Origin of the sequence: uncultured Methylophaga sp., assembly GCF_947259025.1 — a bacterium.
In the GTDB taxonomy this organism is placed as follows: Bacteria; Pseudomonadota; Gammaproteobacteria; order Nitrosococcales; family Methylophagaceae; genus Methylophaga.
In genome coordinates this window covers 81,493-105,476 of sequence record NZ_CAMYKO010000005.1, presented here as the reverse complement: position 1 = coordinate 105,476, position 23,984 = coordinate 81,493, and the positions used below count along the sequence as shown (strand labels likewise).

The 23,984-nt window shown below is 51.0% G+C and carries 19 protein-coding genes; 5 read left to right on the top strand and 14 right to left on the bottom strand.

Going from position 1 to position 23,984, the window contains the following annotated elements:
- Window positions 1–370: 370 nt before the first annotated feature.
- From speB to speA, 4 genes are all read right to left on the bottom strand, one after another.
- A complete protein-coding gene (gene speB, locus Q0X64_RS06455) occupies window positions 371–1,243 on the bottom strand; it encodes an agmatinase (protein ID WP_297810170.1) in 873 nt (290 codons plus the stop codon).
- Between the two features lies 1 nt (window position 1,244).
- A complete protein-coding gene (gene nspC / locus Q0X64_RS06450) occupies window positions 1,245–2,411 on the bottom strand; it encodes a carboxynorspermidine decarboxylase (protein WP_297810167.1) in 1,167 nt (388 codons plus the stop codon).
- A 180-nt stretch (window positions 2,412–2,591) separates the two neighbouring features.
- Window positions 2,592–3,791 carry a saccharopine dehydrogenase family protein gene (locus Q0X64_RS06445; protein WP_297810164.1) on the bottom strand — a complete coding sequence of 400 codons (1,200 nt, stop codon included), beginning with the start codon at window positions 3,789–3,791 and terminating at the stop codon, window positions 2,592–2,594.
- Window positions 3,792–3,842: 51 nt separating this feature from the next.
- Window positions 3,843–5,789, bottom strand: coding sequence for a biosynthetic arginine decarboxylase (speA, locus tag Q0X64_RS06440; RefSeq protein ID WP_297810161.1), 1,947 nt, complete (start codon window positions 5,787–5,789; stop codon window positions 3,843–3,845).
- A gap of 326 nt (window positions 5,790–6,115) precedes the next feature.
- Between speA and Q0X64_RS06435 the strand changes: the two genes are divergently transcribed.
- The 4 genes from Q0X64_RS06435 to Q0X64_RS06420 are packed head-to-tail and all read left to right on the top strand — an operon-like array spanning window position 6,116 to window position 11,148.
- A complete protein-coding gene (locus Q0X64_RS06435) occupies window positions 6,116–6,763 on the top strand; it encodes a response regulator transcription factor (RefSeq protein WP_297810158.1) in 648 nt (215 codons plus the stop codon).
- 16 nt (window positions 6,764–6,779) lie between these two features.
- Window positions 6,780–8,864, top strand: a complete 2,085-nt coding sequence (locus Q0X64_RS06430) for a TonB-dependent receptor (RefSeq protein ID WP_297810156.1) — start codon at window positions 6,780–6,782, stop codon at window positions 8,862–8,864.
- Complete coding sequence (locus Q0X64_RS06425) at window positions 8,865–9,764, top strand: hypothetical protein (protein ID WP_297810153.1); 900 nt, start codon at window positions 8,865–8,867, stop codon at window positions 9,762–9,764.
- Window positions 9,751–11,148 (top strand): ATP-binding protein, encoded by a 1,398-nt coding sequence (locus Q0X64_RS06420; RefSeq protein WP_297810150.1) that lies wholly within the window; start codon window positions 9,751–9,753, stop codon window positions 11,146–11,148. Before Q0X64_RS06425 ends, Q0X64_RS06420 begins: the two co-directional genes overlap by 14 nt.
- A 154-nt stretch (window positions 11,149–11,302) precedes the next feature.
- On the opposite strand, the gene Q0X64_RS06415 is transcribed toward Q0X64_RS06420, so the two are convergent.
- The 8 genes from Q0X64_RS06415 to Q0X64_RS06380 form a co-directional block, all read right to left on the bottom strand.
- Window positions 11,303–12,355 (bottom strand): succinylglutamate desuccinylase/aspartoacylase family protein, encoded by a 1,053-nt coding sequence (locus Q0X64_RS06415; RefSeq protein WP_297810147.1) that lies wholly within the window; start codon window positions 12,353–12,355, stop codon window positions 11,303–11,305.
- 11 nt (window positions 12,356–12,366) lie between these two features.
- Window positions 12,367–13,272 (bottom strand): 30S ribosomal protein S6--L-glutamate ligase, encoded by a 906-nt coding sequence (gene rimK / locus Q0X64_RS06410; RefSeq protein WP_297810144.1) that lies wholly within the window; start codon window positions 13,270–13,272, stop codon window positions 12,367–12,369.
- Window positions 13,269–13,781, bottom strand: coding sequence for an ATP-dependent zinc protease (locus tag Q0X64_RS06405; RefSeq protein ID WP_297810141.1), 513 nt, complete (start codon window positions 13,779–13,781; stop codon window positions 13,269–13,271). The genes rimK and Q0X64_RS06405 overlap by 4 nt, the downstream gene beginning before the upstream one ends.
- A 121-nt stretch (window positions 13,782–13,902) precedes the next feature.
- Entirely contained in the window at window positions 13,903–14,301 is a 399-nt protein-coding gene (locus Q0X64_RS06400) for a hypothetical protein (RefSeq protein ID WP_297810138.1), read from the bottom strand.
- Between the two features lie 48 nt (window positions 14,302–14,349).
- Complete coding sequence (locus tag Q0X64_RS06395) at window positions 14,350–15,078, bottom strand: succinate dehydrogenase/fumarate reductase iron-sulfur subunit (protein WP_297810135.1); 729 nt, start codon at window positions 15,076–15,078, stop codon at window positions 14,350–14,352.
- On the bottom strand, window positions 15,075–17,015 hold the full coding sequence (locus Q0X64_RS06390; protein WP_297810133.1) for a fumarate reductase/succinate dehydrogenase flavoprotein subunit: 1,941 nt from the start codon (window positions 17,013–17,015) through the stop codon (window positions 15,075–15,077). Before Q0X64_RS06390 ends, Q0X64_RS06395 begins: the two co-directional genes overlap by 4 nt.
- Window positions 17,012–17,596, bottom strand: coding sequence for a succinate dehydrogenase (locus tag Q0X64_RS06385; RefSeq protein ID WP_297810130.1), 585 nt, complete (start codon window positions 17,594–17,596; stop codon window positions 17,012–17,014). Before Q0X64_RS06385 ends, Q0X64_RS06390 begins: the two co-directional genes overlap by 4 nt.
- Window positions 17,597–18,100: a hypothetical protein gene (locus Q0X64_RS06380; RefSeq protein ID WP_297810127.1), complete on the bottom strand. Its 504-nt coding sequence runs from the start codon at window positions 18,098–18,100 to the stop codon at window positions 17,597–17,599. It abuts the gene before it with no gap.
- 1,117 nt (window positions 18,101–19,217) lie between these two features.
- Here Q0X64_RS06380 and metG point away from each other — a divergent pair.
- A complete protein-coding gene (gene metG / locus Q0X64_RS06375) occupies window positions 19,218–21,245 on the top strand; it encodes a methionine--tRNA ligase (protein WP_297810124.1) in 2,028 nt (675 codons plus the stop codon).
- Window positions 21,246–21,482: 237 nt separating this feature from the next.
- On the opposite strand, the gene Q0X64_RS06370 is transcribed toward metG, so the two are convergent.
- Window positions 21,483–21,941, bottom strand: coding sequence for a pilin (locus Q0X64_RS06370; protein WP_297810121.1), 459 nt, complete (start codon window positions 21,939–21,941; stop codon window positions 21,483–21,485).
- 157 nt (window positions 21,942–22,098) lie between these two features.
- Window positions 22,099–23,763 carry an O-antigen ligase family protein gene (locus tag Q0X64_RS06365; RefSeq protein WP_297810118.1) on the bottom strand — a complete coding sequence of 555 codons (1,665 nt, stop codon included), beginning with the start codon at window positions 23,761–23,763 and terminating at the stop codon, window positions 22,099–22,101.
- Between the last annotated feature and the right edge of the window lie 221 nt (window positions 23,764–23,984).

The following is a 23,984-nucleotide window of genomic DNA, read 5'->3' as shown; positions in this document are numbered from 1 at the left end:
AGAACACAGAGTTGTATACCAGGATTGCCAGTGGGTGTGCCAGAAACTCTGATTGGAAAACGCTACACCACTTCGGGACTGGATTGCTTCGGCACAAGGCCTCGCAATGACTGCTATTTTAACTCTGTGTGCTCTATGCCTCTGTGGTTATTGTTTTTAATCAGTGGCAGTTAAGTCACAGGCATGAAGCCCATCATCGGCGCGAACTACACCACTTCGAATGGGCGCAGATTTATCAGTGAGTGCGGCAGAAACTCAGCCTGGGAAGCGCTACTCCACTCAGGGACTGGATTGCTTCGGCGCAAGGCCTCGCAATGACTGCTATTTCAACTCTGTGTGCTTTGTGCCTCTGTGGTTAACCGAATCATTCTCAACGCTGGTGACGCTGCACAATGCCCATCAAGTTGTAAGTCAGCATCGAGGCGGCAAAGTCATAAGCATGGAAGCCCTCAATCGGCGCGAATTCCATCACATCAAAACCAATGATTTGACGTTGCCTGGCAACCGACTCAAACAGATTCAGGGTCTGATACCAGCCGAGACCACCCGGTACCGGGGTGCCGGTCGACGGAAATACTGAAGGGTCCAGGCCATCAACATCAACCGTGAAGAAGACCTTCTGCGGGAAGTCAGCGGGCAGATCAACGTTTTGAATATTATTCATCACCAGATCTTCAGCATCGTGATAGCCGACATCGAACTCATCTCGAAAACCGATTTCTTCCTCGCATAAAGCGCGGATCCCCAGCTGATAAAGCGGTATACCCAAATCAACAATACGTTTCATCACCGAAGCATGACTGAGCAGATCGCCTTCATAGGCCTGTCGCAAGTCGGCATGGGCATCAATCTGCACCACGCCAAAATCGGTGATACCTGCATCGATCAGGCCCCTAATCACGCCATAGGTGACGGTATGTTCACCGCCCAGCACCACAGGGATTGCGCCCTGCCTGACAATTGAGGCGGTAGCGGCCGCGATATTCTTCATTACCGTGTCGGCTTGCCCCTCACAATCAACCGGCTCACAGGTATAAATACCGGCATCGCAGGGTTTGCTCTTGCCATCCCACTCTTCCAGTTGCCAGGAAGCATGAAGGATGGTGGATGGGCCCTGTCCGGTACCTCCACCGTAGGATACGGTCTTTTCAAATGGCACCGGCAACACATGGAACATGGCCTGTTCCGGTGCCGGCTGGTCGATTTCAGAACCGAGGAAAATCGGGTACTCAAGCTGCGTCATATCAGGACAACCTGTGTTTAAAGTCTTCATAGCCAAACTGTTTGACCACACGCAGAGCATCGGTTTCCGAATTCCAGATGGCAATCGCAGGCAGTTTGGTGCCGTTAAAAGTCGTGGTTTTGACCATGGTATAATGCGCCATATCCTCAAACACCAGCCTTTGTCCGACCTGCAGTGGCTCGGCAAAGCTGTAATCCCCGATGACATCCCCGGCAAGACAGGTCAGCCCGCCCAGTCGATAAGTATGGGCCAGTTTGCCTGCTTCGTCAGCAGCGCTGATATCGGGTCGGTAAGGCATTTCCAGCGTGTCCGGCATATGACAGGTAGCAGAGGTATCGAGGATCGCCTGATCCAGCTGGTTCCAGGTGATGTCCAAAACCTCACAACTGAGAATGCCGGTACCAATCGCCATCGCCTCGCCCGGTTCCAGATAAACGTCAACCTGATGGCGCTGCCTGAATGCCCGGATCAACGCCACCAGGCCGTTAATGTCGTAGCCCTCGGCAGTAATATGATGACCACCGCCAAAATTAACCCATTGCATCTGTGGCAGCAGGTGACCAAATTTTTCCTCAATCGCGGCCACGGTGCGTGCCAAAGGTTCAAAGCCCTGCTCACACAGGGTATGAAAATGCAGACCGCTGATGCCTTCGAGCGTCGTTTCATCCAGTTGCGACAAGGGAATACCCAGCCTTGAGCCGGGCGCGCAAGGGTCGTAAATCGGCACCGTGCCTTCCGAATGCTCAGGGTTAATGCGCAGACCAAACTTCAATTCAGGTCGCTGCTTTTGTGCCGCCAGGCACTGCTCTCTAAAACGCAGCCACTGGCCACAGGAATTGAACACGATGTGATGAGCAAAGCTCAGCAGTTCCTCAATATCGGCCTGACTGAAAGCTGCGGCAAAGGCATGCACTTCACCACCGTATTCCTCGTAACCCAGTCTGGCTTCGTGCAACCCGCTGGCACAGGTACCACTCAGGTAGCGCTGGGTCAGCTCGCCCATCGACCACATCGAGAACGCTTTTAATGCCCCCAGAATCTTGGCGCCACTGGCTTGGGCAACGTCGCTCAGGATGCTGAGATTACGCTCAACCGCGACTTCGTCCACCACAAAACAGGGAGACGGTAAACGCGAAAGGTCGAGTTTGGAAAAATCGGTGAATTGCATTGAGTAACCTAGTTTCTAACCACAGAGACACAAAGTTCACAGAGGAAAATATCACTGACACAGCTTGAAGGTAGAGAATCTTTTCCCGGATTGGGGCTGGATTGCTTCGGCCGCCGGACTCGCAATGACAAACGCTCTGTGCCTCTGTGGTTTATTGATTATGCCCTTACCACAATGGGTTTATTTATCCAGATCGAACTGGTCCAGTTCCACCACCTGCCAGGGCAGGCCGTATTTGTTCATATCTTCCATAAACGGATCCGGATCGAACTGTTCGATGTTCCACACGCCCGGCTGTTTCCATTTACCTTCGAGTATCATCTTGGCACCGATCATGGCCGGCACACCGGTGGTGTAGGATATCGCCTGAGACTGGACTTCTTTATAGCAGTCCTGATGATCCTTGATGTTATAGACATAAACGATCTTTTCCTTGCCATCCTTGATACCTTTGATCACGCAGCCAATACAGGTTTTACCTTTGGTACGCGGGCCAAGGGTTGAAGGATCCGGCAGCAACGTTTTCAGGAACTGGATGGGCACAATCTGCTGGCCCTGGAATTCAACCGCTTCGATGCCGGTCATGCCGACATTCCCCAGCACCTCCAGGTGCTTAAGATAACTGTCACCGAAACTCATCCAGAACTGCGCCCGCTTCAGCGTGGGAAAGTGCTTGACCAGGGACTCCAGTTCTTCATGGTACATCCGGTAGATGTTGTAGCTGCCAACCTGCTCCGGGCAGGTAAAACTGGCTTTTTTCGACATCGCCGGGGTGGTGACAAATTCGCCGTTTTCCCAGTGGCGGCATTCCGCGGTGACTTCACGGATATTGATTTCCGGATTGAAGTTGGTGGCAAAGGGATAGCCGTGATCGCCACCGTTAACATCGATAATATCCAGCTCATGAATTTCATCGAAATGATGCTTGGCAATCCAGCTGGTGAAGACGTTAGTGGCACCGGGGTCAAAACCACTGCCCAGCAGAGCCGTCAGCCCAGCCTGCTGGAATTTTTCCTGGTAAGCCCACTGCCATTTATATTCAAACTTGGCAGTATCCAGTGGTTCATAGTTCGCCGTGTCGAGGTAATCCACCCCGGCAGCCAGGCAGGCGTCCATGATGGTCAGATCCTGATAAGGCAGTGCCACATTAATCACCAGGTCCGGCTTTTCCTGCTCCAGCAAAGTGGTCAGTGCCGCCACATCATCCGCATCAACCTGCGCTGTTTTGATTGGGCGATCCAACTGGGCAGCAATGGCTTTACATTTTTCTTCCGTGCGACTGGCCAGCACGATCTCGGAAAAGACTTCCGGTAACTGGGCACATTTATGTGTCACTACGCCGCCAACACCACCGGCACCAATAATCACGACCTTGGACATAACTAGAACCTTTCCCTTGTCAGTTCAAAAAAGCGGGGCAACCCCCATCAATTAGCGTTCGAAGAATGTGTAACCATGCATGCTTTCACGGAAAGCACGCAGCATCTGCTGCCGCATCGGCACCGAGATCCTGCCGTCACGCACGGCCTGTTCGGCAATACGACGGAACTGCTCCAGCATCAGCTTGGGGTCATATTCCACGTAGCTGAGCACGTCGGCAATGCTGTCACCGTGAAATTCACGGCGGAAATCAAAGCTGCCATCTTCATTGATATGCACGCTGACCACATTGGTATCGCCGAACAGATTATGCAGATCGCCCAGCGTTTCCTGGTAAGCCCCGACCAGGAACACACCGACGTAATACTCTTCTCCGGCTTTCAGCGGATGCAACGGCAGGGTTTTACGCACGCCGTCAGGAGAAATGAAGTTATCGATCTTGCCATCACAGTCACAGGTCATATCAGCCAGTACCCCGTCACGCACTGGCGCCTCGTTCAGGCGGTGTATCGGCATGATGGGAAACAATTGGTCGATGGCCCAGATATCCGGTAGCGACTGGAACAGGCTGAAGTTGCCGTAATAAATATCGGAGAGCAGTTCGGGTAAGACCGTCAGCTCCTGAGACACCCGTCTGGCCTGGGGCAGCAGATTGGATATCTGCTCCAAAATGGCCAGCGTCAGATTTTCTGCCAGCGCTCTGTCGCGCAGCGTGCCCTGCCCCAGATGAAACAGTTCGCGCATGCCGTCGCGGTAATACAGCGCATCGTTATAGCACTCCTGCAGGTTTTCCACGGCCACGTTATTCATGACCGAATACAGGTTCACAATCAGATCATGACTGTCTTCGGGCGCTTGCTCGGGGATCGGATCCGGCTTGTGCTCGCGCACTTCGAGGATATTGAAAAGCAGCATCGAAGAATAAGCCACCAGCGCCCGGCCCGATTCGGAAATAATCACCGGATGGGGAATATCCAGCGGGTCCAGACTTTCCTGCAAAGTCTCCACAATATTGATGCAGTATTCATCCAGCCCATAGTTCATGCTGTGGGTGCTATTGGTCCGCGCGCCTTCATAATCGACCGCCAGACCACCGCCCAGGTCCATGTAGCCCATGGGCGCCCCTTCCTCAATCAAACCGGCATAGAAACGGCAGGACTCCATCACGCCGCTACGGATATTGCGGATATTGGGGATCTGCGAGCCCAGGTGGCTGTGCATTAACTGCAGACAATGCAGCATATCGGCTTTTTTCAGCTTATCGACAACGGTCAGTAATGCCGCCGTGGACAGGCCGAAAATCGAGCGATCGCCGCTGTCCTCATTCCAGTGCCCTTCGACCATCGAGGCGAGACGAATGCGTACGCCGATCAGCGGATCAATACCCAGCGCGCGGCTGCGCTCCAGAATAGTATCCAGCTCCATCGCTGTTTCCAGCACAAAAAAGCACTTGATGCCCATCTGCCGGGCATACAAGCCCAGTTCGATGAACTCTTCATCTTTGTAGCCATTGCAGATTATCAGGCTGTCATGATCGCGCAGTTGTGACAAAGCGATGATCAGCTCCGCCTTGCTGCCCGCTTCCAGCCCGTGATGGTAACGGCTGCCATAATCGGCAATTTCTTCAATAACGTGGCATTGCTGATTGACCTTGATCGGGAACACACCACGGTAATGGTTCTGGTAGCCGGATTCTTCAATCGCCTTGGCAAAGGCTTCATTGATCTGGGTAATGCGCAGATCCAGCAGGTTCTCAATGCGCAACACGGCCGGCATATCCAGGCCGCGCTCACGCATGCCCTGAACGATATCAATAATCGGTACCTGGATCTGCTTGTCACCGAACTTCAGCGATACCACCGCATCACCCTGCTCGGAGACATCAAAGTAATCACTGCCCCAGTCGCGCACGCCATACAGTCGGGCGCTGTGCTGGGCGCTCCACTCCGCACTCAAGTCCAGGTCATTATCCAGCATTGAGGAGAGGTGATTTTGCATCGGCGGCATTTCCTGAGCGGTCAATAAAACCGCGATTTTCACCAGTTTAAGCTAAAAAAGCAAAGAATAATTACAACTATTACATCAGTCACTTTACAGACTTATGGCAACGCCATTTCAGTGTCACCTGCAGCATGACGAAATCATTGCCCAGTGATAGCTGGCGGCAGCTACCTCCCCTCAACTGAGGGGATAATGATATCCTTGCCTACTGATAACCTAGAGTGACCTGAAACGTGATTTTCTCAAGTCACGATGAGCGACACGGTGCTGACTGTTCACGTGGTCATTTGCGTACCGTGAAAGATAGCGACCAAGACGGATAAATGAAGACCATACTGATTGTCGAAGACTCTGAAGCCACCCGTCATCGCCTCGAAGATGCGATTAATAATGGTGGTCAGTTTGACCTCAGTGGTTCGGTCAGCACGTACACCGAAGCATTGGATTTTATCCGTGACACCCCGCCTGACATTCTCCTGACTGATCTGGATTTGCCGGACGGTAATGGCGTCGATCTTATCAAGCTCATCAATCTGCCTGCGGTGAAAACCCAGCTTGCTATTGTGATCACAGTATTTGGTGATGGTTATCATGTTATCGAAGCGCTGAAAGCCGGTGCTTCGGGCTACCTTCTCAAAGATGATGATTTCATGGACATCAACGAAGCCATCGCTCAGATGGTGGAAGGCGGTGCACCTATCAGTCCCAGTATCGCCCGTTACCTGCTCAACGAACTGTCCATTTCTGACTCCTCTGCCGAAGAAGCCAAACCCTCGGCGAGCATTCTCAGCCCGCGCGAGAAAGAGGTATTGCTGCTGGTCAGCAAGGGATACACCTCTAAAGAGATAGCCAAAATGCTGGATCTCTCTTATTACACTGTAAGGGAATACGTCTCCAACGTTTATAAAAAACTGTCAGTGAAAAATAAGATGCAAGCCGTGAGCGAAGCCACGCTCCTGGGAATCATCTAAAACAAGGTAGATGACAATGAGAATAACAAGTCGCCCCCTGCTGTTGTCCATCATGCTCGGAGTTACACCCCAGTACGTCCTGTCGGACGAGTTCGAGGAAGATTTTTTTAGTGAGTTGCCCGTGATTACCAGCGCCAGCCGACTGACCCAGTCCGTGCTGTCATCGCCCTCGGCGGTGACGGTCATCGACAGCGCTATGATCCGTGCAAGCGGATTTGTCGATGTTGCCGACATTTTTCGCCTGGTTCCTGGCTTTCAGGTGGCGCATGCTGATGGCGGTACGCATGCCGTCATCAATCACGGTGACGGCTGGGAATATCCCAACCGTATGCAGCTATTGATTGATGGTCGCTCGACTTATACCAACGCCATTTCGGCGATTGACTGGAACACGCTGGGGATCCAGATCGAAGATATTGAGCGCATCGAAGTCGTCAGGGGACCGGCAGCCTCCGCTTATGGTGCCAACTCCTTCGCCGGTGCCATTAATGTGATTACCAAAGCGCCTGAGCTCGATAATGAATGGGAACTCGGTGCTCGTTACGGCAATGAAGGTGAACGCCGCTTGTTGCTGCGTCACAGCGGTGAATATAAGAAGCTCAATTACCGCCTCAGTGCCGCTACCCGTGATCATGATGGTTACGATAATTACCTGGACAGCCGCGATTTTCATGATGTCGCGCTGACCGGCCGCTATCGTCACAATGCCAGCAACAACTTTTTTACGCATTTCAGCGCCACTTCCGGTGAAGCTGGCATGACACCGATTGATCCGGGTAACCCCACCAGTTTCTATGATCGCAGCCGCGATACCGATGCCATCTCAGCCCATTTTCGCTGGGATCACCTGATCAGTGACAGTCAGGAAATCAAGTTAAATTTTTATCATAACTTCCGCGAAGAAGATGATATGACCGGGTCATTCCCGCTGTGGCAGGTACTCGAATCTTCAGTAGCGGAAATAGAGTTCTACAACAATAATGTCGAAAATGTCGGCAGCCCTTTTCAAAGAGTCGAAGCCGGTGAGCGCACTTATAAAAGCCACCGCAGTGATCTGGAACTGCAGTACAGCGAAATTCTGGATAGTGGCCTGCAATACGTGGTCGGCTTCGGCGGCCGCTATGACACGATGGAAAGTGAATCTTTCTTCCCGGACAAAGACTCGGTCTCCAATACCAGCTTTCGAGCCTTCGGTAATGTCCAGGTGCCACTGGGTGATAAGTTCACCGCGAATGCCGGTGGCTTTTACGAAATCAATCGCACTGACGAACCCCACTTCTCGCCCAGACTCAGCCTGACCTGGCATATCAAGGAGACACAGTCGATCCGTATTGGTTATTCCAAGGCTTACCGCATCCCCTCATTGCTGGAAGAAAATTTTGACCTGACCATCTATTCAGAAACCGGCGTGCCACTGGATGCGGTCTATCTGGGCGATAACGGTATTGAAGCTGAGCGGGTTAAAGCCCTGGATATCGGTTATGTGGGCCGCATGCAAAACTTCCCGCTGAGCTGGGAAATCCGTGCTTATAAAGAAGAATATGACAACATCATTGATTTCTACAATGACGAAGACCCCGGCGTCGGGGATCTCAGTGGTGATTTAACACGTCTTGGCAATGTCACCCAGTCACAGATGTATGGTGTTGAAGGCTCAATTCTCTACCGGCCACAGAAAGACAGTTTCATTCGTTTTCATTTCAATCGGGGTCATGAAACTGGCACTTATATCAAAGAAATCAACGAGCCACCGCCGAATCCAGCCACTGATATTGTCTCGTTGCACAGTGGTGCACCCAGGAAAAGTTACGGTATCCTCGCTGCCAAAACAGTGGATAACTGGCAGTTCAATGTCGGCCTTTATCATGTCGGCACCATGCAATGGTTCGACCGGGGCGACAAGGTGGACTCCTACACAAGGGTGGATGCCTCCATCATTAAACGCGTGCCGCTGGCAGGTAAACAGGAACTGGTATTTAAGCTAGGAGGGCAAAATATTGGCAATGAGAAATACAGCGAGTTTCAACAGGATGATGACGATAATTACCTGCTTGAATTCCAACCTCGCTATTACTTCAGTGTTACTTACCTCAACTTCTAAGTGACACGATTACTGGCAGTCTTTTTTCTGCTACTCACTGTACTGAGCCCGGTTCATGCGGGCTCAGTGCATATCGTTCTGTCTGCCGACAGCGACTCCCACCTGCAGGCTGCCAGCGATATTAAGGCTGAATTAGAACAACAAGATGCCCCCCCGCCTGTTACAGTCAGGCTGTTAAAGCCATTCCAGTCCTTCCAACCCGCCGCGGATGATCTGCTTGTGACCGTGGGTGAAGCCGCGACCCGCTATGTCAGCCAAAGCTACTCCGAGCACAGCCAACTCTACAGTTATATCAATCACATGGCCTTGCCCGAACCACAGGCAAAACACTGGGCTTCGGTGATGCTGGATCAGCCTCTGCAGACTCTGCTCGACTCTGCTGTCGATATTGTTGAGGGGCGCTATCACAATAAACTGGTGATCGCGGTTTCTGAAGAAAACCAGTCAATGCGCTTACAGATAGATCAGCTCACTATTCCCGACAGTGTAGAGCTGGAAGTATTGGTTATTGAGGCAGAAGCCGAACCCGCCAAGATTATCGATCAGGCGTTGTTTAATGCCGGAGCATTAATCGCGCTACGTGATTCACGCATCTGGTCGGGGGAAACCGCCAAGTGGATGCTGTACCAGAGCTATAAATACAACGTGCCGGTGGTCGGCTATTCACAAAGCTTTCTTAAAGCCGGTGCGCTGGTATCCGTCTATGCCAGCCTCAGAGATATCGCACACACCACCGCGCAGCAGATTATCGGCTGGCAAAACAATCAGGGAAGACTCACCCAGGAAGGGATCCTTTACCCGCGCTTAAGCATTGATTACAACAAGAATATTGCGCGTGCTCTGAACATTCCTCTTCCCGAATCCATGACCGCAGGTGAGCAAAACAATGTTCGCGACTAAGCTGAAAACACAGTTACTGCTGATCACGATTCTGCCGCTGCTACTGACTATCGCGGTGGTCTCGTTGTTTATCCTGTTTGATGTGCTGGACAGTATTGAAAGCGAAGTCATCAAACGTGGTGACAGCATCACCGATCAGGCGGCAGTGATGGCCGAGTTTCCGCTTTATACCGGTGATGTTGATGCCTTGCAGGAGGTGGCCGACCTGCTGATCAAAACGCATGATCTTAATTACATTCGCTTCGTTGACGTGTCGGGACAATTATTACTGACCGAGAACAACGGCAATGACAAGGGGAGACTTCGCGAGTTCAGTAGTCCGGTCTTTTCCCAAGCCCCGGATCTGGACGACTTTTCCGCCCCGGCAGCAGTGAGGGCACCACTGGGCAGCGTTGATATCGGCTTTACTGACAATAGCGCTGAGGCACAACGCTTCAGCGCTTATATCAAGGTGCTGAGCATTGCCCTGGTGGCACTGGCACTGGGCCTGTTATTGGTATATCTGTTCAGCCGACGTCTGAATGAGGCCATCAGTTCGCTGATGACTACGGCAGAAAGACTGGAACAAAAAGATTTCACCGCCCGCGTCGAAGAAAACGGCAGTGGCGAACTGCGCAATTTCCAGCGGACATTTAACGATGTGATTGCCTCGCTGGAGCAAAACGATGCTGAACTGCAACAGAAAATCAACGCCGCCACCGCTTCCCTGAATGAGAGTGTAGAACAGCTGTCCGAGAAAAATCAGGCTTTGGCTCAGCAGCGCCAGGAAACCATTGACCTGGAGCGCAGCAAAGCCATTCTGGAAGAACGTGAACGGATCATGCGTGACATGCATGATGGTATCGGCGGTCAGCTGGTCGCCTCTCTGGCGATGCTGGAACGTGAACAGGACTCGGCTGTGAAAGAAAACATTCACGCCATGCTGACCGAGAGTCTTAATGATCTGCGGCTGATCATCCACTCGCTCAGCATGCAGAATAATGTGCTGGCTTCTCTGCTCGCTGACTTTAAATATCGTACCAGCCGCAGGCTGGAACCGCTTGATATTGAACTGGACTGGCTGGTTGCCCCGGAGGCCGATTCCTTGTCGATCAAACCACAGACCGGCCTGCATTTACTCAGAATCCTGCAGGAAGCTTTTACCAACATCCTCAAGCATTCGGGCGCTGGCGAAATTCGCTTCCGCGCCGGGCAACAGCAAGAGGACTTTCTTATTGAAATTGAGGATAACGGTGAGTTCCACCCTGATACTGAAGCGATGAGCCGTGGCCTCGGCATACGCAATATGAAATCACGGGCTGAAAAGCTGGGTGGCAGCCTGAATATCGAAAAAATCAGCAGTGGCGGTTGTCGCTTGATTCTGACCTTTCCGGCTACCCCCTAAAAAAAGGGGTAACAGCTCACCGGGGGCTGACGTAAGCTGGCGTCAGCATAAAATTTGGTGGGACGTTGCTTCGCGACAAGGATAACAAGTTTTATGTTTTCCCTTTACGGCCTCATGGGTTTTCCCATGAGGTTTTTTTGTGTCTGCAAAACAATCAAATAATGGGCTGTTCTTCCGGCATTGAAGTATCTGTAGCCGGGTCCAGATCCGAGTGATAGGCTTCGACACTGGTAGCGACTTCTTCCAGTTTGTTAAAGCGGGCGATATGAAACAGCGCTTCCCCTTCATTGACCAGCGGGATATTGGTTCTGCCAATAACAATACCGGCCGTGCTGGCAAACACTTCTGACTCGGCATTATCTTTATCATAGGGTGCCGACACCATTCCCAGCAGATCGCCTTTATTGACACTGGCACCCATCGGCACCAGGGTCCGGAAAATGCCACTTTGCGGTGCCCTGACCCATGCCGTAGAGCGGGCAACAAAAGGATCGCGTTTTTTCACACGCTGGCGCTTGGCGGCCAGCATGCCAATCTCACGCATCACTGCCAGAATACCCTTGAGACCGGCACGTATCGCCAACTCATTAAAGCGCAGCGCCTCACCGGCTTCAAACACGATGATCGGCACATTGGCCTGTTGTGCTGCATGCCGCAGAGATCCCTCAATCAGCCCCGAATTCACAATCACCGGCGCATCGAAGGCCCGGGCCATCTCTTCGACCCCGGGGCTGCTCAAATCAGCCCGTATCTGCGGCAGGTTATCGCGGTGAATCGCGGCAGTATGTAGATCGATACCGTGGGTGCATTGGCTGACCACTTCGGTCATAAAACTGTGTGCCAGTCTCGCAGCCAGCGAGCCCTGCTCGGAGCCCGGAAAGCAGCGGTTCAGATCACGACGATCGGGCAAATAGCGTGACTGGTTAAGAAAGCCATAGACATTCACTACGGGAATGGTAATCAGAGTGCCGCGCAGACCTTTCAGCCCTTTGCTTTTCAGCAGGCGGCGAATGACTTCAACGCCATTAATTTCATCACCGTGAACGGCGCCAGAGACAAATAATACCGGCCCTTTACGACGGCCATTGATCACCTGTACCGGCATCGTTAAAGAGGTGTGCATATAAAGATCGGGCAGCGGCACCTCAATAATACGATTTTCGCCGGGTTTGATTTCCTGCCCGGCAATCGTCAGCGATTCAGCCATGAGCTTGATGCCTAACCTCTGCCGCGGGTCTGGGTTTTACCCAGCTTGGCGTTTTTTTCGATGAAACTGATGATCATACTGGCCACATCCTTACCGGTGGCTTTTTCAATGCCTTCCAGACCAGGAGAGGAATTCACTTCCATCACTACGGGCCCGTGGTTGGAACGCAGCAAATCGACGCCGCAGACATTGAGGCCCATGGTTTTGGCGGCGCGCACTGCCGCAGCGCGCTCTTCCGGTGTAATACGAATCAGGTTAGCACTGCCGCCACGGTGCAGGTTGGAGCGGAACTCGCCCTCTTTACCCTGACGTTTCATTGCCGCCACCACCTTGTCACCGACTACAAAGCAGCGGATATCGGCACCACCGGCTTCCTTGATAAATTCCTGTACCAGGATGTTGGCATTCATGCCCAAAAATGCCTCGATAACGCTCTCGGCAGCTTTCTCGGTCTCGGCCAGCACCACACCGATGCCCTGCGTGCCTTCCAGCAGTTTAATCACCAGCGGTGCCCCACCAACCATTTTGATCAAATCATCGACATCATCCGGCCGATGAGCAAAGCCAGTGACCGGCAAGCCGATACCCTTGCGTGACAATAGCTGTAATGCACGTAACTTATCGCGTGAACGACTGATGCCCACCGATTCGTTGAGTGGATACACACTCATCATCTCAAACTGTCGCAGCACAGCGGTGCCGTAGAATGTTACCGAAGCACCGATACGGGGAATCACCGCGTCATAACCAGTTAACACCTGGCCCTTGTAATGCACTTCGGGCTTGAGTGAGGTGATATTCATATAACAGCGCAACACATCCAGCACGTGCACTTCATGCCCACGGGCTTCGGCGGCTTCAATCAGTCTGCGGGTCGAGTAGAGCTTGGCATTACGCGACAGGATGGCTATTTTCATTCACTTTCTCCATCAAGGATATCTTCTTGCAACTGCGCTTCCGGTTCCTGTGGCCGGGGACCGGCCAGAAACGAGTTAGCCGGATTAACGTGGATATTGCCAGCCTTCATGGCTGTTCTGCCCAACAACATGCGAAACAGCATATTGTCGCGGTTAGTTAGTGTCACCTCCACCGGCCAGATTTTGTCTGCCAGTTGCAAGTGGGTCTGAATCACAAAGCGCTTTTCGGTATGACCACCCGAGTCGGTAACATTGCGCTCATCAATGACCTCGGCCTCACACCAAATGACATGCTCGCTGTCATTCTGATTGGGATGCAGGCCGAAACGCACCCAGGGTTTACCGTCTTTTTCAAACGGATCCACCTCAAACGCGTGAATCGCCGAGGTTCTGGCACCGGTATCTACCTTGGCCTTAATCGCATTAATGCCCAGATCGGGTAATGACAGCCATTCACGCCAACCAACGGTGAGACTGGCGGTCGAAATGTCAGCGGTTTTGTCAGTCATGCTTTGATTCAGTTCCTTGCCTCTGCCCGTGACTTTTAGCATAAAACGCTTTATCACCATCTTATCAGGAGTGCGATGCTGTGTGGTCTGCCATAGCGACCAATGAAGGGGTTGGTATTGTCTAATCTGTTTTTCGGCGGCCCCGTCGCCTGCCCTGACGACGCTCGCGATCAGTAGGGTATCCTTCAATATGCAGGTCATGGGTCTGGATATTGGCTGAGCGTCTGCGACCATGACGGCGATCATCGTAATGCACGTAGCTGCAACGGCACTGACCAGGCCGGTTACAGTCCCTTAACGGCAGAATCGGTGCTTCCCTGACCAGAAAGATTTTATATGAGGCTTCATAAGCCGCATCACAGGCGTGATGTTTAATCGGTCTGATTTTAACCGCAGCGTAGGGTTTGACGGGTTTAGCCGGCGTTTTTTCGGCTTGTTGTTGCTGTTGTTTACGACGCCTTATCAGTAGCAAGGCTACGACCAGCACCAGCAACACAGCAACCGCCAGGGCAAACTCCATTCACCAACTCCTTGTACTTCAGTTTTTCACAAAACTCAGACTATAGCGCTAGCTTTGCCGGTAGAGCAAACGGTTCATGGTGGTGATGGTGGTAACTTTGATTTCTTTGGGACAGACGCGTTCGCATTCACGGTAGTTACTGCAACTGCCAAACCCCTCATTTTCCATCGCCTGCAACATTCTGGCGGGCCGCTTTTTGTCGATCTGCCCTTGAGGCAGAGTCGAAAGATGCGAGACTTTTGCGGCAACAAACAAAGTAGCCGAGGCATTGGGACACACGGCCACACAGGCACCACAACCAATGCAGGTTGCAGCATCAAAGGCAGCATCAGCGACCTCTTTCTCAACCGGCAAGGTGTTGGCTTCACAAGCCGAACCGGTTCTGATAGGCACATAACCACCGGACTGAATAATACGGTCAAACGCCGTGCGGTCGACAATCAGGTCTTTAATGACAGGAAAAGCCGTGGCCCGCCAGGGCTCGATCCATAGCTCCTTGTCGTCAACGTAATCGCGCATATATTGCTGACAACTGGTGGTGGCACGCTGTTTACCGTGCGGCGTGCCGTTAATCACCAGGTTGCAGGAGCCGCAGATCCCTTCCCGGCAATCAAAATCAAAGGCCACCGGGTCTTTACCTTCAACAATCAGTTGCTCATTGAGCGCATCCAGCATTTCCAGAAAAGAAGAATCCTCACTGGCATCGACTTGATGCGCCTCGAAAAAGCCCTCTGCTTCGGAGCTGTCCTGTCGCCAGATATTGAGTTTGAATATCATTGGTAATTTCTTATGCTGGGTCGAACGAAATCAAAGTGCAGGTATTCGCGCAACAGAACGGGATTGCTGACGTCACCGCTGTACTGCCATGCCGCGACAAAGGAATAGTCCATATCATTGCGCTGCGCCTCACCCTCATCAGTCAGGTGCTCCTCACGGGCATGACAGCCACAGGACTCTTCACGTTCCAGTGCATCCAGGCACATCAACTCGGTCAGTTCGAAAAAGTCCGCCACCCGACCTGCCCGCTCCAGGGTCTGGTTTAATTGCGCTGCAGTGCCAGTGATTTTCAGCTTTTGCCAGAATTCATCGCGCAGAGTCTTGATTTGCTCTACCGCTTTCAGCAGGCTGTTTTTTTCCCTGGCCATGCCACAGGCATGCCAGAGGATCTGCCCCAATTGGCGATGAAACTCATCCGGTGTCTTTGTCGGTTCAGGCGCGTTCATCAGTTGATCAATGCGTGATTGCGCCTCCTGCATCGCAGTGGTGACTTGCTGCTGATGTTGTTCCGGCTTGATGGGTTGGTGCCGGGCCAGATAATCGGAAACGGTGGTCGGCAAAATAAAATAGCCATCTGCCAGCCCTTGCATCAGAGCACTGGCGCCCAGGCGATTAGCCCCATGATCAGAAAAGTTAGCCTCGCCGCCGGCAAACAGACCATCAACCGAGGTCATCAGATTGTAGTCCACCCATAAGCCGCCCATGGTGTAGTGCACGGCCGGATAAATCCGCATCGGGGTCTGGTATGGGTTTTCCGCCGTGATGCGCTGATACATTTCAAACAGATTGCCATATTTCTCGCGCACGGCATCGAGCCCCTGGTTTTTAATGGCATCAGCAAAGTCCAGATAGACACCCAGCTTCTGTCCGTCGATTTCAGCGCCGACACCTCGGCCCTCATCACAGATTAGTTTGACGGCTCGTGAGGCAATGTCCCGAGGTACCAGGTTGCCGAAAGAAGGGTACATGCGCTCCAGAAAATAATCTCGGTCCTGCTCCGGAATGTCTTCCGGGTTCTTATCACAGTCTGCCTTGTTTTTCGGGGCCCATACACGGCCGTCATTACGCAACGACTCACTCATCAGAGTCAGCTTGGACTGCAGCTCGCCATGCTGTGGAATACAGGTCGGATGAATCTGGGTGAAACAGGGGTTGGCGAATAAGGCGCCTTTTTTGTGGGCGCGCCAGATCGCAGAGGTATTACAGCCCTTGGCATTGGTTGACAGGTAGAAAGCATTGCCATAACCGCCAGTGCACAACACCACACAGTCCGCCAGGTGGCTTTCCAGCTCGCCTGTGACGAGATCACGGGTGATAATGCCAATGGCCCGTTCACCATCCATGATCAGCTCCTGCATCTCACAGCGCGAACGGTGTTCAATATGGCCTTCCGCCACCTGTCGGCTCATTGCCTGATAGGCACCGAGCAATAACTGCTGGCCGGTCTGACCTCGGGCATAAAAGGTTCGTGACACCTGAGCGCCACCAAAAGAGCGATTGGCCAGGTAGCCTGAGTACTCCCGGGCAAAGGGTACGCCCTGCGCAACAGCCTGGTCGATAATGGATGTGCTCAGTTCTGCCAGCCGGAATACATTGGATTCACGGGCGCGAAAGTCCCCGCCTTTGATGGTGTCGTAAAACAAGCGCCAGACGCTGTCGCCATCGTTCTGGTAATTTTTAGCAGCATTGATACCACCCTGAGCGGCAATACTGTGAGCACGGCGCGGGCTGTCCTGAAAACAGAAGGTTTTGACCCGGTATCCCATTTCACCCAGTGACGCCGCTGCTGATGCGCCTGCGAGTCCGGTGCCGACTACGATAACCGTGTATTTCTTGCGGTTGGCCGGGCTGACCACCCGAGAGTTGAATTTATGCTGCTTCCAGCGATCCTGTAACGGCCCTTTGGGGGCGTGACTTTCCAGCTCAAACTCACTCATGCTGTGATCCAAATGTAAACCGGTACCGAGGCAAAGCCTGCAGTTAAAAGAACAACACCACTGATAATCAAAACTTGGTACATCCTGGAACTGATACCCAGTGTCTGCAGCACATTAACTAGCGAATGTTGTAAATGCATCGCCAGAATAAACAAGCCTGCCAGATAGAAAAGCAACATCCAGGTAGCGCTGAACCAGTCCAGCATGGCGGCCCGGACGTGGTTCGTGTCAAGCATCAGGGTCTGAGCGATATGCACAACAATGAACAGTAACAGCAACGCCACACTGAGCGATACCAGCGCTGCCGGCACATGCAGTTTATCGTGTTTTTTGTAGCCCACCCGCCGTGCTTTGGCATTCTTGATGCGAATGGCCAAAGCCGCTTTGACATGGATGGCCAAGCTCAGCAGCACCAGCAACAATAACGGCCAGCGCACCCAGGGCTGATTATAAAAGTCATAAAAGCGTTCGAACGCCGGTGCAGAGAAAAAACTGAGATTACTCAGCATATGAAATATCAGGTAGGCAGTCATCACCGTACCTGCCAGCGCCATTGAGCGTTTTTGCAGTTGAAGCAGCATTTAACTTTCCATGTCCAGTCGCACGTCTTTGCTATCCGGTCGGGGTTTCAGTTTCTCTTTATCAATGGTGCGGATACAACTGTTCCAGCGCAAGATGGATTCATCGTTGTGTTCGGGCCGGATCTTCTCCGCTTTCTGATAAAACTGCAGTGCCTCAATAAAATAATCATAGGCAAATACTCTTGCCATGCTTTGAGTCAGCATGAAGCGTGCACGTCGTTCGTGCAGCAGCCCAGTGTAATAAAATTGCTGGTAGCGACTCTGCAACTTCTGGATTGCCATTTCAATCGCCTGGACCTGGGTTTTCTTGCCGGCATGATGCAATTGATCACTCAGCGCCAAAATATAAACGACCAGTGCAGGCTGATTCTCCGCATCAATATGCAGAATATCGAGGCAAATACTCTCCGCAATTTCCGGCTCCAGCAGAGAACGATATTGACGGGCCTTATCAAGCGCCAGCTCAATAGAATCAGCGTGTATGTCGTGTAACTTCAGCTCCATCAATTCCCTCACGATCTGCAAGTCTTATATAAGAGTTATAGCTTCCAATCTAGACTAAACCCGAGCCACTTTCAATAAATTTTAACGCTGAATCAACCACAGAGGCACAGAGCCCTCTACAGGAAAATTGGTTCGATCAAAATGACCTGCTGCCACACTAAGAACACAACTGGATTGCTTCGTTCCTCGCAATGACCGAGTTTGAATCAATGTTTGAATTTGTTTTACTAACCTATCGTCATTGCGAACGCAGTGAAGCAATCCAGTCCCAGCTCTTGAAAGTGAAATAGATTTTAACGCTGAACCAACCACAGAGGCACAGAGTGCACAGAGGTCTTTTGCAAAAAGACTTAACGCTGTCCTGAGCCAGAGCTTCAGCCTGAACATGTTTAGATTGCTTAGTTCCCCGCAATGACCGAATTTGAATCAGCCATTTGAACCTGTTTTACAGACCTGTCGTCATTGCGAACGCAGTGAAGCAATCCAGTCCCAGCTCTTGAAAGTGAAATAGATCCTAACCCGGAACCAACCACAGAGGCACAGAGAGCACAGAGGTCTTTTGCAAAAAGACTTAACGCTGTCCTGAGCCAGTGCTTCAGCCTGAAGATGGTTAGATTGCTTCGTTCCTCGCAATGACCAAGTTTGAATCAGCATTTGAAACTGTTTTACAGACCTGTCGTCATTGCGAACGCAGTGAAGCAATCCAGTCCCGGTTCTTGAGAGTGAATCAGCCACTGAAGATTCAAAACCCCTTCATTCCAATCATGTAATCCAGTATTCCATTAATGATTTCTCAGTGCCCTCTGTGCCTCTGTGGTTCAAGTAGCTCACATACAATGTGCAGCCCAAAACCATGGCACTGTATGTCATATCCGAAAGACATCAGCCGACATAAAAAGCGTCTCCACCGTCATTGCGAACGCATGTGAAGCAATCCAGTCCGGGCTCTTGAGAGTAGATCAGCCACTAACGATTCAAATTTCCTGCATTACAATCATGTAACCCCGCATTCCATTAATCACTTCTCCCTGTCCTCAAACTAGCTTCACCACATGGTGCCAGACACTGATTTCTGGTATCTTCTGTGACTTTTCCCAACCGCAAAAATCATTCACTCATGCAAAGAAAAATTCTGGTTACCAGCGCCCTGCCCTATGCCAATGGCTCCATCCATTTGGGCCATATGGTGGAATATATTCAGACCGATATCTGGGTGCGCTTCCAGAAAATGCGTGGGCATGAATGCCATTATGTGTGCGCTGATGATGCTCACGGCACCCCGATCATGTTGCGGGCCCAAAACGAAGGCATTTCGCCGGAGCAACTCATCAGCGATGTCAGTAAAGAACATCAGGCTGATTTTGCCGACTTTGCGATTGATTTTGACAACTATCACAGCACTCACAGTGATGAAAACCGGGCGCTGGCCAGTCAGATTTACCTGGCCAACCGAGATGCCGGGCATATTGAAGCCCGCACTATCAGCCAGGCATACGATCCGGAGAAAGAAATGTTTCTGCCGGATCGCTTTATTCGTGGTGAATGTCCCAAGTGCGGTGCTGCCGATCAATATGGTGATAACTGCGAAGCCTGTGGTGCTACGTACGAACCGACTGAACTGAAAAATCCGGTATCAGCGGTTTCAGGAGCCACCCCGATTACTAAAGAATCCGAACACTACTTTTTCAAACTTGGCGACTTTGAAAAGACCTTGCAGGAATGGACGCATAGCGATCACCTGCAGCCGGAAGTCACGCGCAAGCTGGGAGAGTGGTTCGACAGTGGTTTGCAGGACTGGGATATCTCACGTGACGCGCCCTACTTCGGTTTTGAAATTCCTGACACTGACAACAAGTTTTTCTATGTGTGGATGGATGCGCCGATTGGTTATCTCGCCAGCTTTAAAAACTACTGCGAGCGTGAAGGCATCGACTTTAATGAATTTATGAAGCCGGATAGTGACACCGAAATGGTGCACTTTATCGGTAAAGACATCATCTATTTCCACGCCCTGTTCTGGCCGGCGATGCTGGAAGGGGCCGGCTTCCGTCAGCCTGATAATATTTATGCCCATGGCTTTCTCACCGTGGACGGTAAAAAGATGTCCAAGTCCCGTGGCACCTTTATCAAGGCCCGCACTTACCTGGATCATCTCAACCCGGAATACCTTCGCTATTACTTCGCGGCCAAACTGGGTAACGGCATTGATGATATTGATCTGAGCCTGGAAGACTTCCAGACCCGCATTAATGCTGATCTGGTGGGCAAAGTCGTCAATATTGCCAGCCGTTGTGCCGGTTTTATCAGTAAACGATTTGATGGCAAGCTCACAGACACATTGACCGAACCCGGCCTGTTCACTGATTTCAGCAACCAGGCTGAAGCCATCGCCAAACGCTACGAAGCCCGCGAATTCGGTCAGGCCATGCGTGAAATCATGGCGCTGGCAGACCGCGCCAATGTCTATATTGATGAAATGAAGCCCTGGGTGCTGGCCAAGGAAGAGGGCAAAGAAGATGAAGTCCAGGCTATCTGCAGCATGGGCATCAACCTGTTCCGAGTATTGATTGCCTACCTGAAACCAGTTCTGCCCCGTACTGCCGAACAAGCTGAAGCCTTCCTCAATATTGAACCGCTGCAATGGTCTGATATTGCTACCCCACTACTGGGCCATCAGATCAATAAATTCAAACCGCTGATGACCCGTATTGAGCAGGATAGACTCGACGCTATTGTCAGTGACTCAAAAGAAGCCATGGCCGCCGAGCAAAAACCCAAGGCAAAAACTGAACAAGCCAAAGGCATCGACCCGATCGCCGATGAGATTCAGTTTGATGACTTTGCCAAAATTGACCTGCGTATTGCCAAAATTGTGAATGCCGAACATGTTGAAGGCGCCGATAAGTTACTGAAACTGACTCTGGATATCGGTCTGGATGAAAAACAGGTTTTTGCTGGTATTAAATCTGCCTACGCGCCTGAAGATCTGGTAGGCAAACTCACTGTGATGGTGGCTAACCTCGCACCACGTAAGATGCGCTTTGGCCTGTCAGAGGGAATGGTCTTGGCCGCTGGGCCGGGTGGAAAAGACTTGTTTATTCTGAGTCCGGATGATGGTGCTCAACCGGGGATGCGGGTGAAATAACTCAGAACTCAAGCCACAGACTCAGGAACCCGTAAAAAACTATCCATGATTCTCCCCGTGCGGAGAAACTCTCACGCACCAATCAAAACAATTATTTTCACAGTGAACATTGTGCCTTTGTGGATATTCATTCATAAACTTTCAAAACAGCACATAAAAAAGCCTCGGATTAATCCGAGGCTTTTTTCACACAATTATCTAAGTATGATTATCTATCAAACCATCTTAATTAATTGTTTAATTACCAGCTGATGTTTTAGGTAAATACTTATCAGCAACACCATTACCAGTGATACTCCACTGCATGCCAGTGCTATAGCAATCACCAGTGTAGATTACTTCACCACCACTGATTTGGGTTGGAGCGCTGGCACCAGCGTACTCAATTGTTACTGTGGCCTGAGATGCGCCGCCTGAACCAACTGTGACAAGCGAAACCATGTCACTTGCGTTTGCGTAATCGCTTGGAGCTGGTAAATCAAAGGCATTGTTGTCAGCACTTGCAAAGGTTGTACCTTCACTACATGCGATACCAATTGCTGTTCTTACTGGAGCAGAGAGGCTTGTGCCTTCCTGGACTTTTGCACGAACTGTGTAATCCTGATAAGCGGGCAATGCAATCGCTGCCAAAATACCGATAATCGCCACAACGATCATCAGTTCGATCAATGTAAAACCTTGTTGTACCTGTTTCATTTGTATGACTCCTTGTGAATAAAACAGCAAACTCAAAATTTGCTGTCTTAACAAAAGCGATAAGCGTGCCAGAAATTAAAAACAATATATATCATCAACTTAAGGTAAACACTTAAAATAAAACCTGCGGACAAGCGTCATTATGTGACGCAGATTGTCAGTTTTGACAATAGTTTAGTGCTTGCAGCATTTTTTCAGACCGGGGGTATATCAGATTGCCCTCTCGGGCTGTCTCACAGTAGGCTGCTTTTTTATCCAGATACTCGTAAGCATCCAATAACTTGGCATATAAATCGATATCAGGATTGGTTTCCAATAACTGCTCACCCCATTGCGCATAATACGCCACATTCTCTCTTAAATCGTATTGCATGCTGGAATACATCATGGCACTCATATCTATCCATTGTGCCTGCTCGGACAGAAATGGGTTCTTTTTAGCTATCGGTAACGGATCCTCGTTTTGCTGGCCTTTGTAAAAAGATACAAAGTCCCAATTAGCACGAATCGTGTGAGCCAGAGCTGCCATCAAAATCAGGCTGATCACCAGTAAGCTGATAGCCGAGAGTTTTTTGGCATAAACCGTCATCAGGTTATTCCGCTGAGTGGAGAATAGCTTCAGTGGCACTGCCAGCAGAATCATAAACGCCAGCCAGTGCATCGCTGACATATAAAATGGCAACTCAACCTGTGTGTGAAAGCTCAGTGGCAGTAACAGGGCGAAATAACTCCAGCCACGACTGCCTCCTGACTTTGTTAAAGCCAGCAATACGCCAATCGTAGCAACTAATATCCCCAGTAAAGCCGTAACGCCGCCCTCTACCATCCATTGCAGCAGTTCATTGTGTGGGTGACCGACTTTTTCCTTGGGTAGCTTGGCATCGGGCTGTTCCTGATAAAAATCAGGTTTGGCATATTGAAAAACGCGTGGGAAGCTGCCAATCCCATGACCAAACAACGGCTCTTCTACCAAAAGGTCAGCGGATATATGGTAGATACCCAGTCGGGCTGATCCCGTATAACCTTCCTGAACAGCAGCAGTCTTATCCAGCACTCTGCCGCCGCTCTGTACTGCGCCAAGCATAAAACCACTGATAACAGCCACTATAAGCAAAGCACTGAATCGCTTGTTATTAATCAGTTGTATTTTTCTTGCCAGTAAGATCACTGGAAGTGCGATCACCAGTGTAAGCAAACCGATACGCGAACCGGATATTCCTAAGATAAAGCTGCTGGCCAGTACCATGACCGCGAGCAGCAGTTGCAATGCCAACAAGCGATTCTGAAGCAGTGGCCTCGAGGCCAGGTAAAAAGCCAGGGCGATGCAGGTCACCAAATAGCTTGCCTGGTTATTGACTTGCTGAAAGAAACCATCGGGTATGCCCTCAGGCGATTTCGGTAACAGGTATGGCATATCCTGCTTGAGCCAGATTTGCAACAAGCCAACGCCAGCATGAATCAAACCGGATAAAGCGATGATCAGTAGCAAGCGATCCCAGCGCCCGGCTTTCAGGTTGTGCTGGAACAAACTAAAAAGAAAAGCGAAACCACCGAGAATGAACAAAATCCTGAACAGCCAACTCAAAGGCTGTTCAACTCCAGCAAGAAAGCCACTCAAAATAACCAAAAGTGGGAAAGCCGCCAGATAGCCGAAATAGCGTGGTAGTTGAAAACTCTCTGCTTTGATGACTTTATTCAGCGAAAAGGTGATAAAGACAAGCGCAACCAGCCAGATGGTGCTGTTGTGTGGAATTCTCAGTCCGGCGCCGCCCAGATTGGGGTGATAATAAAGTGGTGCCAGCAAAAACAGGACGGCCAACATGATTTCAGCAGGTGTCCATCGGGACATGAATGATTGGTGTGCTGGCGGCATGGGTGATCCTTTTTTATTTATTATCCGTAATTGCAGGGCGGTAGAGAGCGAAGTGTATCACCCTCGCCTCTGACTTCCCTGATTAGAGGGGCACAATTTATCGACCAGCAAACCCAAGGTGAGCGTTATGATGCTGAAAGCCGAGTTTATTGGCAATCCGACCCACTACT

What these genes read in the sequence shown, in the direction of transcription:
- speB (WP_297810170.1), bottom strand. Translation starts at nt 1,243, where the DNA reads ATGACGCAGCTTGAGTACCCGATTTTCCTCGGTTCTGAAATCGACCAG.
- nspC (WP_297810167.1), bottom strand. Translation starts at nt 2,411, where the DNA reads ATGCAATTCACCGATTTTTCCAAACTCGACCTTTCGCGTTTACCGTCT.
- Q0X64_RS06445 (WP_297810164.1), bottom strand. Translation starts at nt 3,791, where the DNA reads ATGTCCAAGGTCGTGATTATTGGTGCCGGTGGTGTTGGCGGCGTAGTG.
- speA (WP_297810161.1), bottom strand. Translation starts at nt 5,789, where the DNA reads ATGCAAAATCACCTCTCCTCAATGCTGGATAATGACCTGGACTTGAGT.
- Q0X64_RS06435 (WP_297810158.1), top strand. Translation starts at nt 6,116, where the DNA reads ATGAAGACCATACTGATTGTCGAAGACTCTGAAGCCACCCGTCATCGC.
- Q0X64_RS06430 (WP_297810156.1), top strand. Translation starts at nt 6,780, where the DNA reads ATGAGAATAACAAGTCGCCCCCTGCTGTTGTCCATCATGCTCGGAGTT.
- Q0X64_RS06420 (WP_297810150.1), top strand. Translation starts at nt 9,751, where the DNA reads ATGTTCGCGACTAAGCTGAAAACACAGTTACTGCTGATCACGATTCTG.
- Q0X64_RS06415 (WP_297810147.1), bottom strand. Translation starts at nt 12,355, where the DNA reads ATGGCTGAATCGCTGACGATTGCCGGGCAGGAAATCAAACCCGGCGAA.
- rimK (WP_297810144.1), bottom strand. Translation starts at nt 13,272, where the DNA reads ATGAAAATAGCCATCCTGTCGCGTAATGCCAAGCTCTACTCGACCCGC.
- Q0X64_RS06405 (WP_297810141.1), bottom strand. Translation starts at nt 13,781, where the DNA reads ATGACTGACAAAACCGCTGACATTTCGACCGCCAGTCTCACCGTTGGT.
- Q0X64_RS06400 (WP_297810138.1), bottom strand. Translation starts at nt 14,301, where the DNA reads ATGGAGTTTGCCCTGGCGGTTGCTGTGTTGCTGGTGCTGGTCGTAGCC.
- Q0X64_RS06395 (WP_297810135.1), bottom strand. Translation starts at nt 15,078, where the DNA reads ATGATATTCAAACTCAATATCTGGCGACAGGACAGCTCCGAAGCAGAG.
- Q0X64_RS06390 (WP_297810133.1), bottom strand. Translation starts at nt 17,015, where the DNA reads ATGAGTGAGTTTGAGCTGGAAAGTCACGCCCCCAAAGGGCCGTTACAG.
- Q0X64_RS06385 (WP_297810130.1), bottom strand. Translation starts at nt 17,596, where the DNA reads ATGCTGCTTCAACTGCAAAAACGCTCAATGGCGCTGGCAGGTACGGTG.
- Q0X64_RS06380 (WP_297810127.1), bottom strand. Translation starts at nt 18,100, where the DNA reads ATGGAGCTGAAGTTACACGACATACACGCTGATTCTATTGAGCTGGCG.
- metG (WP_297810124.1), top strand. Translation starts at nt 19,218, where the DNA reads ATGCAAAGAAAAATTCTGGTTACCAGCGCCCTGCCCTATGCCAATGGC.
- Q0X64_RS06370 (WP_297810121.1), bottom strand. Translation starts at nt 21,941, where the DNA reads ATGAAACAGGTACAACAAGGTTTTACATTGATCGAACTGATGATCGTT.
- Q0X64_RS06365 (WP_297810118.1), bottom strand. Translation starts at nt 23,763, where the DNA reads ATGTTGGCCGTCCTGTTTTTGCTGGCACCACTTTATTATCACCCCAAT.